Raw genomic sequence first — 13,779 nt, forward strand, 5'->3', positions numbered from 1 at the left:
GTCAGTTCCTCCTCTGTTTATATCACTTTCGCTTCGTTTTTCAGTAAGGAAACCAGTTCTTTCACCTGATCATCCACTTCGCCTTCAAGGACTTTACCAGCCTGCTTTTCCGGCGGAAGGAAGCGGTCAACAGTTTTCGTTTTGCCCGTTACGTCGTCTTCGTCAAGATCGAGATCATCCACATCGAGCGTTTCAAGCGGCTTCTTCTTGGCTTTCATAATTCCCGGAAGTGAAGGATAGCGCGGCTCGTTCAGTCCCTGCTGGGCAGTGACAAGAACAGGCAGGCTCACTTCAACGATTTCCTGGTCACCTTCAACGTCGCGCTCGATCGTCGCCTTGCCATCTGCAATATCAATCTTAACGATGGACGTCACGTGCACAATTCCAAGCTTTTCAGCCAGGCGTGGGCCGACCTGTCCGGAGCCACCGTCCACAGCGATGTTACCGCCGAGGATGATATCGGCTTCCTTATCTTCAAAATAAGCGGCAAGAAGGGCCTGGGTTGTATAAGGGTCACGGTCTTCCACTTCTTCGTTATCAATAAGAACAGCTTTATCAGCACCCATGGCAAGACCTGTGCGGAGCTGCTTTTCGGCTTCTTCCTCACCGACCGTGACAAGTGTCACTTCTCCGCCGTGCTCATCGCGCAGCTGAATTGCTTCTTCAATTGCATATTCGTCATACGGGTTAATGATGAATTCAGCCCCGTCCTCTTCAATCTGGCCGTTGGTGATCTGAATTTTTTCCTCAGTGTCAAACGTGCGTTTTAAAATCACGTAAATGTTCATCGTTTTCCCTCCCGAAAGATCAATCATTAATTTTTAATGTATTGCCGGCTTCACCCGTCCCGGTGTGAGCCAGCAGAACGACCGTTCAGTCAGCGGTCGTTAAAAACAGGCTGACGTTTGTTCATAAAGGCATCGATGCCTTCTTTCGCATCTTCTGTTTCAAAGACTTCGCCAAAGGATTCGGCTTCTTTTTTCCCGCCGTCCCCGTCACCGTAGTCGGCATAATGAAGAAGTCTGAGGGCATTACGGACAGCAACCGCGCCTTTTAAGGCGACTTTTTCCGCAAGTGCTTGTGCTTCCCCGAGAACTGCTTCATCTTCAAATACGGCGTCAACGAGTCCAATTTGCTGCGCTTCATGTCCTGTGACAGGTTCGGATGTAAGCAGCATCTGCGTGGCTTTGGAACGGCCAACCAGCTTCGGAAGCCGTTGTGTGCCGGCAAATCCGGGAACAAGTCCGAGCTGCAGTTCAGGAAGGCCGAGCTTTGTTTTCTCCCCTGCAAAACGGATGTGGCAGGCCATGGCAAGTTCCAGTCCTCCACCGAGTGCAGCACCGTGAATGGCTGCGATGACCGGTTTTGGAAAAGCGTCGATGCGGTCAAATACCCGCTGGCCGTTTTCAGCCATCTTCTGGAATTCCGCTCCATTTTCCACTGTTGTGAATTCCTTAATATCCGCTCCTGCAGCAAAGAATCGTCCTTCTCCGTGAACAAGGATGACTTTTACATCATCGTCGTTCTCGAACTGATCCAGGGCATCATTCATTTCCTTAAAGATAGGCTGACAGAGGGCATTAGCCGGTGAGTGCTGAAGTGTCAGGTATCCGATTCTGTTTTCTGTTTTTGTACTGATATAGCTGTATTCGCTCAAGCGGCGTCACTCCTTTCGATCTCAACTAACTGTATTCGACATTAAAACGCTTTCACCTTTAAGAAAAAAAGAAAGATTCCGTCTTTTACGGGCGCAATTTGACCTGCAGGGACTTCTCCCGGGCTTACGATCGCAGCCCGGACAGAAGCATTTTGTTCAGCGGTTCCGCAAGCGGAACGAGTTCGTATTTATGATCCTTCATAACCCAGTTGGTTACCACCTCATCGATGGCGCCGAAAATAACCTGGCGGGCCATTCTGACATCGAGGTTCCGTGCAAAAAAGCCCGTTTCCATTCCCTCTCTCAGTATGGAATCGATCAGACCGAGGTACCCTTTCAGTACTTCGTTAATCCGGTTTCTGAGGTCAATATTGGACTGCCTCAGCTCGAGCTGCGTCACAATCGCCAGATCGTAATCTGCTTCGAGCTGCCGGAGATGCATTTCGATCAGCAGCTTCAGTTTTTCCTCAACGTCAGATTCGTGAGCGAGTTTTTCCTTGCTCCGTTCCACAAAGCGGCCCATTTTTTCTTCAAAGAGAGAGATAAGTATATCTTCTTTGTTTTTAAAGTAGAGGTAAATGGTGCCGTCAGCGACGCCGGCTTTTTTTGCGATTTTTGATACCTGCGAATGGTGATAGCCGTTTTCGGCGATCACTGCAACGGCAGCATCGATAATCTGATCAAACTTCTTTCCTTTTTTCTTTGCCATATCTTCACTTCCTCAGCCAATCCTGTGGTCATCCACCAGCTAAAAATGAATGACCATTCATTCACTTTATGTATAGTTTATTGCACAACGGGAATTGTGTCAAATGAATTCACCTGTTTTTTTATGATAGCATGTTCGGGTGCTGATGGACAGGCAGCGGTATATTCAGGACAGCCTCCATGCCCTTCGCTTTCCGCGGACTGGCGATGAGCCTCCTCGGGAAGACCGCCCTCCGGGTCTCCTTCGACTCATTTTTCCGCTGGAGTCTTCGGGCATTACAAACAACAAATAAGAAGAAAGCACCCCGCAGGATGCCTTCTTTACTGTCAGCTGCTCTTTACCTGGGCAGCTTCTTTTTCGCGTTTCTGTTTCTCTTCGTCCACGAGTGCCCGGCGAAGGACTTTGCCGACCATAGTCTTTGGCAGCTCGTCACGGAATTCAAACTGTTTCGGTGCTTTGTAGGCGGACAGGTTCTTCCGGCAGTAGTCGTTCAGTTCTTTTTCCGTAAGTTCATTCCCGTCTTTTAATACGACGAACGCCTTTACGGTTTCACCTCTGTAAGGGTCAGGAACACCGATGACGACCGCTTCCTGAATGGCCTCGTGTTCATAGAGCACTTCTTCCACTTCACGGGGGTAAATATTAAACCCGCCGGCAATAATCATGTCCTTTTTCCGGTCCACGATATAGAAGTAGCCTTCCTCATCCATATAGCCCATGTCACCTGTCAGAAGCCAGTCGTCACTGAACGTGGCATTCGTATCTTCCGGACGGTTCCAGTAACCCTTCATTACCTGGGGACCGCGAACCGCAAGTTCACCAATTTCACCGGGCTTTGCCTGTTCTCCCGTTTCAGCGGAAAGAACAGCTGCGTCCGTATCCGGCCACGGAAGACCGATACTGCCACTCGGCCGTTTGCCCCACATAAGGTTGAAGTGGGTAACCGGTGATGCTTCAGTAAGGCCGAAGCCCTCGGAAAGCTTGCCTCCTGTAAGGGATTCAAAGCGCTCCTGTACTTCCACCGGCAGAGGAGCGGATCCGCTGATACAGACCTCAACAGAGGAAAGATCGTATTTCTGCACTTTCGGGTCGTTGATGAGCCCGATATACATCGTCGGCGCTCCCGGGAAGATGGTTACTTTCTGATTCTGGATCGCTTTGAGTGTCTGTGCAGGATCAAACCTCGGCAGAATCACCATTTTGGAACGGTCCATAATCGAAAAGTTCATGCCTACCGTCATGCCGTATACGTGGAAAAACGGCAGTGCACAGAGAATCACTTCGTTGCCGTGATCAATTTTGTGCATCCAGCGCAGAGCCTGGGTAGTGTTGGCCACCAGGTTATAGTGGGTAAGCATGACACCCTTGGCCACCCCTGTAGTACCCCCGGTATACTGCAGCAGCGCAAGGTCTTCAGCAGGATCAATGGACACATTCACTTCCTCCGCCCTGCTCTTTTTCAGGAGTTCAGTAAACGAATGCGTTTTGCTGTTATAGGAGATATCCACTTTGATTCCTGTATTCTTTTTCTGAATAAACGGGTAGATCAGGTTCTTCGGGAACGGAAGATAATCCTTTATTCCCGTTACAATAACATGCTCGAGCTTCGACTTATTAAGTATGTTGGCCACTCTCGGATAAACAAGATCCAGGCAGATCATCACCTTCGCTCCCGAATCGGCCATCTGATGCTCCAGCTCCCTCTCCACATAAAGCGGATTTGTCTGGACCACGATCCCGCCGGCAAGCAGGGTGCCGTAGTACGAAACAACAGACTGCGGGGTGTTTGCAAGCATAATGGCAACCCGGTCGCCTTTTTTTACACCGAGATCCTGGAGCGCGTTGGCAAACCTCAGCGCTTCGTCGTACACTTCCCCAAAAGTCATTTCCTTGCCCATGAAGTGAAGGGCCGCTTTATCCGGTGTTTCATGAGCCGCTTCCTCAAGGTAGGTCTGAAGCGCTTTTTCCTCATATTGAATCCTGTGCGGAATTCCTTCAGGATAATGTTCCAGCCACGGTCGTGCGAGTCGTTCTTCCATGAAAAGACCTCCTTCAACACTCACTTTCAAAAAGGTGTCCGCTGCCAGCAGGCCGCAGAACATGCAACAGTCAGCCGAATTCCCCCGCGAATGCTGCGCAGAGCCTGTGCAGCACCTCCCCCGCGGATCAGCCGGAGACCGTCCGGGACAAACTTCTCTCTATCCTTCATTCTAATGAAAACGATTACAGATTTCAAAGAATTTGTGAAATTTTTTCAAATTTATATTCTTGAATAATTATTATGACAATTCCCCTCTTTTTGGCGTAAAAAAACACCCGCTTCCAGTCAGCGGGTGTTTCAGGTTAAGTCTGCTCCTGTTTTTCACTTTTCGCACGCTCTTCTTCCACCAGAACTCTTCGCAGAATTTTTCCGATCATGGTTTTTGGAAGTTCATCGCGGAATTCCACCAGTTTCGGAACTTTGTACGCTGCCAGATGTTTACGGCAGTAGGCTTCAAGCTCCTCTTCAGTGAGTTCCCTGCCCTCTTTTTTCACGATAAACACTTTTACCGTCTCGCCACGGTATGGGTCAGGTACACCGATGGCACACGCTTCCTGGACCGCTTCGTGTTCGTAGAGAACCTCTTCGATTTCACGAGGATAAATGTTGAACCCTCCGGCAATAATCATATCCTTTTTCCGGTCCACGATGTAGAAATAACCGTCTTCATCCATGTGACCCATATCACCGGAAAGGAACCATTCCCCTTTAAAAGAGGCCTTGGTCGCTTCGGGATTATTCCAGTAGCCGCGCATCACCTGCGGCCCTTTGATCATAATTTCCCCTGTTACGCCCGGGCCCGCAATGTCACCCGTTTCTGCATCAAGAACGGCAACGTCTGTGTCCGGCCACGGGATGCCGATACTGCCGGTCTTCCGATTTCCCCAAATCAGATTGGCTACAGCTACCGGCGACGTTTCTGTCAGGCCGTATCCTTCCACCAGACTGCCTTTCGTTACTTTTTCAAAGCTGTTCTGAACTTCAACCGGAAGCGGTGCCGATCCGCTCAGGCAGCACTTAATGGAAGACAGATCGTACTTTTCAATATCCGGGTGATTTAAGAGCCCGATATACATCGTCGGCGCTCCCGGATAGATCGTTGCTTTGTGCGTTTGAATTGCTTTCAGGATGTCCTTAGGTTCAAATTTCGGCATGATAATCATTTTGAAACCCATCCGGATTGCCAGGTTCATGACTGTAGTCATACCGTACACATGGAAGAATGGCAGAGCGGCAACAACCGTTTCCTCACCGGGCTTCATCTTGTACATCCAGTGTTTACACTGAAGTGTATTGACGACAAGATTATAATGAGTAAGCATGACCCCTTTTGCCGGTCCGGTTGTACCGCCGGTATACTGAAGCAGTGCCAGATCTTCTTTGGGATCGATGTCAAACTCCTTCTCCTGCGCCTTCCCCTGCTTCAGAAGTTCCTTAAAGGAATGAAGACGATCATTGTACTCAAGCTCCACCTTAATCCCTGTCCGTTTCTTCTGGATAAACGGATAAATCAGGTTCTTTGGAAACGGCAGATAATCCTTAATACCCGTAACAATGATGTGCTCCAGCTCTGTCCGGTCCTTGACGTTTGCCACTTTTGGATAGACAAGATCCAGACAGATCATAACCTTTGCCCCGGAATCGTTCATCTGGTGTTCAATTTCCCTTTCCACATACAAAGGGTTGGTCTGAACAACGATGGCACCTGCGAACAGGGCACCATAGTAGGCAATAACGGCCTGAGGGGTGTTTGCAAGCATGATCGCCACTCTGTCACCCTGTTTCACACCAAGGGCTCCGAGCTGGTCAGCCAGACGCAGGGACTCCTCATACACTTCCGCATAAGTCATTTCCTTGCCCATAAAGTGGAGACAGGCTTTGTCGGGAAAATTCTCTGCGGATTCCTTCAGATAGCTCTGCAGCGTCCGGACCTCGTAATCGATTGTGGTTGGAATTTCCTCCGGGTAGTGCTGGAACCAGGGTTTCTGTGTAACTGTTTCCATACTCTTTTCCTCCCTTTCCTTATCAGGACATGATCAAAAAGACTGCTTCTCTTTGAACAGCGGCGTTCGTGATCTCTCCTTTCGAAAGGATTCCGTTGCCGGAAGCGGGAATGAACCGAGCCGTGTCTGTCATGCTCTTTTCACCTTTTGGACATCCTCCTCCCTTATTCCTATTTTAATGAAATCGTTTACAATAATAAAGCTGTTTGCAGGAATTTTTAGAATTTTCTTTTAGTAAAGCTGTACGCACCTGTATATATCTATGCCTGGGACCACATAAAAAGACGGCCATTTTTATGAAGGCCGCCCGGTTCATTAGTTCTTTCTGCCTAAAAAAACCAGATTAAATATTGTACATCACTGAGAGAATTCCCGGCAGAAGCTCGTTTCACGCCGCAGGCCTGCCTTTTCCGGGCAGGCCTCCCGGACCAATCAGGGGAGGCCTGCCGGATCCGGCTTTAACTGAAGAAAAATACATAAACGAAGCCTGCAATGATAAAGCCTGCGCAAAGGACGGCGAGGACTTTCCATAACGTTTCCATCGTATTTCACCTGCTTTTAATGCTTTAATGCGGAATACTTGCGCCAATCACGTAGGAGAGGGCCACGGAAAGGGTCAGCGAGATAAGACCCACAGCCCGGTTTCCCTGCCTCAGTTCTTCATCCACTTTAAATCCCGGTGTCAGGAATTCAAAGATAAAATAAACGAACAGAAGCAGCAGAAACCCGTAGGCACCCCAGGCGAGCATAGTAAGGACAGTATCGTTCGCCTCCACTGAGTAACGGAACACATTGGCTGTGCCGAAAATCTTGCCGCCTGTGGCCATGGCAACTGCAGTGTTTCCCTTTTTAATTTCCTCCCACGCCGAGTACCGTGTCACCAGCTCGAAAAGAGCAAGAAACACGATGATCGCCATTACTACTGTGCTGTATATCCCGGCTGTATAGATAAAATCGTGTCCGAATAAGGCTTTCATGACCAAAACTCCCTACTTTAGTTCCGCCACTGTCACGCCGGATCCGCCTTCATTCATGCCGCCCATTCTTGTTGATGTTACGCTGCGGTGGCGTTTCAGTTTTTCCTGAACCCCTTTTCGTAAAGCCCCGGTCCCTTTTCCGTGGATGATGGAAACCTGGTGGTAGCCTGCAAGGAGGGCATCATCAAGATATTTGTCCACCATGAGCATGGCATCTTCGAAACGCTCGCCCCGAAGATCAAGCTCGGACTTTACGTGGGCTTCCTTGCCCCGAACAGCGGCAAGAGGGGTTTTGTGTTCCTGCTTTGGTCTTGAGAGATACTGAAGATCCGCCGTTTTCACTTTCATTTTCATCATGCCGAGCTGTACGTAAAATTCCCTGTCGCTCACCTTTTCCACGATGTGGCCTTTCTGGTCGAAGCTGATAACCTTCACTTCATCACCGGGCATTAGTTTATCTGCCTGTACAGACGATGGTTTTTTCGGTTTCTTCTGCTTCGTTTTGCCTTTCAGTTCAGGGGAGGCCTCGTCGAGCATCTTTTTCGCCTCGATCAGCTCATGATCTTTAATCGCAGGGTTCGACTTCTGCACTTCCCGGAGATACTCGATGATATCGTCGGCCTCCTGTTTCGCTTTCTGAACGGCTTCTTTCGCCTTCTGTTCCGCCTTTTCCATTGCCCGTTCTTTTTCACTTTCGAAACGGGACACTTCCGCCTCCAGTTCGCGGTGGAGACGCTCTGCTTCTTTACGGTGTTCAGCCGCTTCCTCCATCTCACGCTCAGCCTGCTTCCGGCTGTCATCGAGGGATGCGATCATGTTTTCGATTTTATTTGTATCCGCCCCGATCTGGCTCTGGGCTTCCTCGATCACGTCCTCCCGGAGACCAAGACGTCTGCTGATGGCAAACGCATTGCTTCGTCCCGGTACCCCGATCATGAGACGGTATGTGGGACGCAGCGTCTCCACGTCAAATTCCACGCTCGCATTCATGACGCCCTCACGGTTGTAGGCGTATCCTTTCAGTTCACTGTAGTGCGTCGTTGCTGCCACACGGGCCCCGACTTTGTATACGTAATCAAGTATCGAAATGGCCAGTGCCGCACCTTCAGTCGGGTCGGTTCCGGCACCGAGCTCATCAAAAAGAACGAGACTTTCGTGATCAAGGTCGTCAAGGATGCTGACAATGTTAGTCATGTGTGAGCTGAATGTACTTAAGCTCTGTTCAATCGACTGCTCGTCACCGATATCGGCGAACACCTTTTTAAATACCGCTGCTTCCGAACCTTCCTCACAAGGAATGTGAAGGCCTGACTGTGCCATAAGGGTCAGAAGGCCGATCGTTTTAAGCGTAACGGTTTTACCACCGGTGTTCGGCCCGGTTATGACAAGGGACTGAAAAGCGCTGCCGAGTTCCACATCAATCGGCACGATTTCTTCAGCCGGGATCAGCGGGTGCCTGGCCTTTTTAAAATCAAGCCGCCCTTCTCCGTTGAGCGTTGGCTGTGTTCCTTTTATTTCCCTGCTGTAGTAGGCTTTTGCAAAGACGAAGTCCGCTTCTTCCATTGCATTGGTTACCTGCGCAAGCTCGTGCTCTGATTCAGCCACTTCAGCTGTAAGCTCGTGAAGAATCCGTTCAATTTCCTGACGCTCCTTCACCCTCGCTTCACGGAGCTGGTTATTGATGGACACTACCGCGTCCGGTTCAATAAACAGTGTCGCTCCCGATGAACTCTGATCGTGGACAAGCCCGCCGAACTGTCCTCTGTATTCCTGTTTAACCGGGATCACAAAGCGGTCATTACGGATGGTGATGATGGCATCAGAGAGCATTTTGCGCCCGGAAGCGGAGCGGGTAATGTTTTCGAGCTTTGAGCGGACTGCCGATTCATTGCTTCTGATCTGCTGACGGACTGATCTGAGCTGACTGCTGGCAGAATCCAGCATATCGCCGTTTTCATCGACGGACTGCTTAATCGTCCGCTCGAGATCGGTCAGGGGAACATAGGAAGCAGCGAGCCCGGCCAGTATCGGTACGCCGAGTTCGTCCTCTTCGCACTGTTCGATAAACTGCTTAAACCGTCTGCTTCCGTAGATGGTGGAGGCGATATCCAGAAGTTCCTGCTCATTGAGCATTCCCCCGATGGCCGCCCGTTTAATCGACGCCCGGATATCACGGATTCCCCCAAGAGGGACCTGTCCTTTGAGCCGGAGAATCTTAGTCCCTTCATAGGTGGCTTCCTGGGAGTGTCTGACCTCTTCCAGATCAGTGGCCGGCATGAGTTTTTCCACCCGGCGCTTTCCCAGGCTTGAACCGGCGTGCTGCATGAGCTGTTTTTTCATTTTTTCATATTCCAAAATACGGCTGACCCTTTTCATATCAGGGGTCACCTCCTGTACTGTATATCAGCGATTTTTACTCAGGAAACTTAAGAGCGTCTCCACGTCCCATGTATTCACAACGTTTTCCTTTTTGAGCCACCCTCTGCGACCTGCTTTCACACCTGTCTGCATGTGGGCCAGCATGTCCGCTTTATGGGCATCGGTGTTTATCCCGATCTTCACGCCTTGTTCCTGTGCCTTCTTCACGTACTCCGATGCAAGATCAAGGCGGTTTGGGTTGGCGTTCAGTTCGAGGATGGTTCCTGTTTCGGCAGCCATTTCGATCAGGCGTTCCATATCCACCGGGTACCCGTCACGGCGGCCGATCAGTCTTCCTGTCGGATGGGCGACCATTGCCACGTATGGATTATTCATCGCCGTCTCCAGCCGCTTCATAATTGTCTTCTCATCCTGCTTAAAAGCCGAGTGAATAGAGGCAATGACGAAGTCGGTTTCCTTCAGTATGTCATCGGAAAAATCCAGGGATCCATCAGGCAGAATGTCCATTTCAATTCCTGTAAGAATCGTAAAATCACTGAATTCATCGTTCACTTTACGGATTTCCTCCTGCTGGCGTTTCAGCCTTTCTTCATCGAGACCATTGGCGACACGGAGAAATTTGGAGTGGTCGGTAATCGCCATGTGGGTATAGCCCATCCCGCGGCTGGCTTCCGCCATTTCCCTGACGGACTGGGCTCCGTCGCTCCAGGTAGTGTGCATATGAAGGTCGGCTTTTATATCAGAAACCTTTATAAGATTTAAATCTTCTTCCTCTGTTTCAAGCTCATCATAGCCTTCACGGATCTCAGGCGGGATGTACGGAAGGCCGAAATGGGCAAAAAATCCGGTTTCATCCTTAAATGTGGTTACTTCACCTGTCTCAGTCGATTCAACCCCGTATTCGCTGATCTTTTCGTTTTTCTCCTTCGCCCGCTGGCGCATGAGAACATTGTGATCCTTTGATCCCGTAAAGTGATGGAGCGTTGATGCGAAGGCTTCGTCCTCAACCATACGGAAGTCAACAGGGACAACGAGCCTGTCCCCAAACGAAAGTTCGACACTGATCTTTGTCACGCCGTTACTTACAATGGTTTCAATGTTTTCCATCATCGTAATCTGTGAGCCTACCTCTTCCGGATCTGAGGTGGATATGATGAAATCAAGATCTTTCACTGTTTCGCGGCCCCGTCTGAAGCTTCCGGCAAGTTCAAACCGCTCTATCCCGGTAAACTCATTCAGCCTGCGGGTAATCTCCGCTGCTGCCGGCATCACATGTGCAATGGGCAGGCGATCCGGACGCTTTCCGAATTCGTCCAGCGCTTTCAGGATTTTTTCCTCTGTCTTCGCCCCGAATCCGGCAAGACTCTGCACTTTTTTCTCCTCACACGCTTTTCGGAGCGTGTCTGCGTTTTCCACACCCAGCTCCTGGTACAGTTTGCCGATCTTCTTGCCCCCCATACCAGGCAGGGAAAGGAGGGCCACAAGACCCGATGGAATATCTTCTTTAAGCTCATCAAGAAAAGAGGATTTCCCTTCTTCCATCAGTTCGGTAATGATGGAAGCCGTCCCTTTACCGATTCCCTTCAGCTTTGAGGGATCACCGATCTCCGCCATCGTACGCTCGTCCCGTTCCAGTGCCTGGGCGGCCTTTCTGTAAGCGGAAACTCTGAACGCATTTTCTCCTTTAATTTCAAGATAAACAGCAATCTGTTCGAGTGTCTGGATAATTTCCTTTTTATTAAAAGCGGCCATCAGCCGTCACCTCATTTTTTAAGTTGGTCACGTCACCTATCATCTTATCCAATCCCGGCATCCGCCCGCAACTGATCGGCCGGAGGACAGACAAAAGAAAAGACTCCCTTTATTAGAAAAAGGAAGTCTCTCCGGCTGCCACATCGAGCCACAGCTCTTTCAGCTGATTCGAAATGACTGGTGTATATTCGAAAATCAGCTGGGCGACAGTCGAGTTCTGCAGCATCTGCTGAATAAAGTCGATCTGTATAATGGCCCCAAGATGAACCAGAATGACAACGATCAGGAGACCTTCAAGAAACCCGAGTGCTCCCCCCAGCCAGCTGTTGACCGTGGAAAGAATCGGAAGGTGTGCAAGAAAATCAAACATTGACCCGATAATCTGCATGAGAATTTTAACTGCGAAAAAGATAATAACAAAGGCAATCCCGTTGTAGTATACGGCCTCGGCGGAAAATGCCTCCAGCATGAGTTCGTTGCCAAACGTTGGAAAAGGTATCCAGAGCCTTATGTATTCAGCGAATGGCTGGTAATAGAACCAGGCCACGAGAAAAGCAGCGACAAAACCGAGCAGGTGAACCAGCTGGAGAATCAGACCGCGCCTGAAACCGATCATGAAGCTCATAAGTAATACAATAAACAAAATCAGACTCAACATGTGTTTTATTCCCCGTCTTTCTCTTTATTTGTGTTCTCCCTGAGCTTTACGAGCTCATCTCCTATATTTAAAGCAGCCAGCACGGCCAGCTTTCCTGTATCCAGGTAGGGATTACTCCCCTTTATTTCTTTCATTTTATTATTGACAATGGCAGCAACCTTCTTGACGTGGTCAGAACTTTCTTTTCCGACGATCGTATACTGCTGTCCATAGATTGTAACGATTGTTCGACTTTTTCCCGTCCCGTCTCCCACCGACAAGCCCCCATTCGTCATAATAATCCTACAGTCTATCATAACATGATGAATGATGAATGAAAATATTTCAAATAAAAGTTAAAACGGGGCGTGACGTTTGCCGCCCTGTTGATTATACTCTAATTTGAGTCTTAACCGATAAGGAGGACGTTATGAGCCACGAAGTACTTAAAGTTAACAGTGAGCTGTTACATAAAATGAAAGATCATTATTCAGGAACCAGTACAGCCCACCCCCCTCAGCACGCCCTGTTTGCTGCAAAAACAGGAGGCTGCACGATTACAGCCTACCGCTCGGGGAAAGTGCTGTTCCAGGGAGGCGGTGCAGAAACAGAAGCCTCCAGGTGGAAAGCTGCCGGCGCCACGGGTGCAGGTGCAAAAACAGCAAAGAATAAAACATCCGGAACAGGCAGGTCAGCTGTGGACAGCCACGAATATGCCCCGCCTGCCGAAAACCTTCCCTCACGCCTGCTGCTGGGAAGTGACGAAGCAGGGACCGGCGATTTCTTCGGTCCCATTACTGTTGCATGTGCCTATCTGACTAAAGAACAGATGAAAGCCGTTGAACCGATGGGAATCCGTGATTCCAAAACGATCAAGGATCCTGAGATCCGTGAACTTGCACCGGAAATTGTGAAGCATTCCACCTACAGCCTCCTTACCCTGTCGAATGAGAAATATAACTCCCTGCAGGAAAAAGGCTGGAATCAGGGGCGTATGAAAGCAATGATGCACCATCAGGCAATTATGAATGTGCTGAAAAAATGTGACGCCCAGGGTCTCGAGCCGGAAGGAGCGTTTATCGACCAGTTCTGCCAGCCCGGTGTTTACTTCAATTACCTGCGTCAGAGCAATCATAAGTGGGAACGGAACATGCCGCTCTACTTTGCCACTAAAGGAGAGTCCCTTCACGTCGGTATTGCGGCTGCATCAGTCATCGCACGATTTTCCTTTATCCGGGAGATGGATCGTCTCGAAGCAGATCTTGGCATGCCCGTACCGAAAGGAGCAGGGCCGAAAGTCGATCAGGCTGCTGCTGCGATCATTCGGAAAAAAGGTAAGGAAACACTCCGAAAATACACGAAAATGCATTTTGCCAATACTGCCAAAGCCGAGCGTCTCGTCAAACGATGAGACGCTTCCGCTGTTAAATAAGGGCAGATCGGTTCTTTTAAATCGCTCTCCTGAAATATATGCTGCTTTCCGCGGGAAGCGGCTGAGCCTCCGAGTGCTTCGCCCTGCGTGGTCTCACCTGCGGTTTTCCTCCCGCAGGAGTCAGCATATAAAATCCCAGCCTCTTCTTTTTACATACACTTTCCGCCGCCTGCCTTTTAGGATCCGGCTCTC

11 protein-coding genes are annotated in these 13,779 nt (G+C 49.6%); 1 reads left to right on the forward strand and 10 read right to left on the reverse strand.

Features of this window, described 5'->3' with window-relative positions; all coding sequences use genetic code 11:
- Positions 1–17: 17 nt before the first annotated feature.
- The 10 genes from FGB90_RS11500 to zapA form a co-directional block, all read right to left on the reverse strand.
- Entirely contained in the window at positions 18–788 is a 771-nt protein-coding gene (locus FGB90_RS11500) for an electron transfer flavoprotein subunit beta/FixA family protein (RefSeq protein ID WP_138810982.1), read from the reverse strand.
- Between the two features lie 89 nt (positions 789–877).
- Complete coding sequence (locus FGB90_RS11505) at positions 878–1,657, reverse strand: enoyl-CoA hydratase (RefSeq protein WP_138810983.1); 780 nt, start codon at positions 1,655–1,657, stop codon at positions 878–880.
- A gap of 124 nt (positions 1,658–1,781) precedes the next feature.
- Positions 1,782–2,366 carry a fatty acid metabolism transcriptional regulator FadR gene (gene fadR, locus FGB90_RS11510; RefSeq protein ID WP_138810984.1) on the reverse strand — a complete coding sequence of 195 codons (585 nt, stop codon included), beginning with the start codon at positions 2,364–2,366 and terminating at the stop codon, positions 1,782–1,784.
- Positions 2,367–2,692: 326 nt separating this feature from the next.
- Positions 2,693–4,405 carry an AMP-binding protein gene (locus FGB90_RS11515; RefSeq protein ID WP_138810985.1) on the reverse strand — a complete coding sequence of 571 codons (1,713 nt, stop codon included), beginning with the start codon at positions 4,403–4,405 and terminating at the stop codon, positions 2,693–2,695.
- Positions 4,406–4,709: 304 nt separating this feature from the next.
- Positions 4,710–6,410 (reverse strand): AMP-binding protein, encoded by a 1,701-nt coding sequence (locus FGB90_RS11520; RefSeq protein WP_138810986.1) that lies wholly within the window; start codon positions 6,408–6,410, stop codon positions 4,710–4,712.
- Between the two features lie 566 nt (positions 6,411–6,976).
- Positions 6,977–7,387 carry a DUF350 domain-containing protein gene (locus FGB90_RS11525; RefSeq protein WP_138810987.1) on the reverse strand — a complete coding sequence of 137 codons (411 nt, stop codon included), beginning with the start codon at positions 7,385–7,387 and terminating at the stop codon, positions 6,977–6,979.
- 12 nt (positions 7,388–7,399) lie between these two features.
- Complete coding sequence (locus FGB90_RS11530; protein WP_138810988.1) at positions 7,400–9,763, reverse strand: endonuclease MutS2; 2,364 nt, start codon at positions 9,761–9,763, stop codon at positions 7,400–7,402.
- A 27-nt stretch (positions 9,764–9,790) separates the two neighbouring features.
- Complete coding sequence (gene polX / locus FGB90_RS11535; RefSeq protein WP_138810989.1) at positions 9,791–11,518, reverse strand: DNA polymerase/3'-5' exonuclease PolX; 1,728 nt, start codon at positions 11,516–11,518, stop codon at positions 9,791–9,793.
- 112 nt (positions 11,519–11,630) lie between these two features.
- Positions 11,631–12,176 carry a CvpA family protein gene (locus FGB90_RS11540; protein ID WP_138810990.1) on the reverse strand — a complete coding sequence of 182 codons (546 nt, stop codon included), beginning with the start codon at positions 12,174–12,176 and terminating at the stop codon, positions 11,631–11,633.
- 5 nt (positions 12,177–12,181) lie between these two features.
- Positions 12,182–12,451, reverse strand: coding sequence for a cell division protein ZapA (zapA, locus tag FGB90_RS11545; RefSeq protein WP_138810991.1), 270 nt, complete (start codon positions 12,449–12,451; stop codon positions 12,182–12,184).
- Positions 12,452–12,585: 134 nt separating this feature from the next.
- Between zapA and rnhC the strand changes: the two genes are divergently transcribed.
- Positions 12,586–13,566, forward strand: coding sequence for a ribonuclease HIII (gene rnhC / locus FGB90_RS11550; protein WP_138810992.1), 981 nt, complete (start codon positions 12,586–12,588; stop codon positions 13,564–13,566).
- Positions 13,567–13,779: the final 213 nt, after the last annotated feature.

The sequence above is a fragment of the Alteribacter natronophilus genome, from assembly GCF_006007885.1.
GTDB classification, from domain to species: Bacteria; Bacillota; Bacilli; order Bacillales; family Salisediminibacteriaceae; genus Alteribacter; species Alteribacter natronophilus.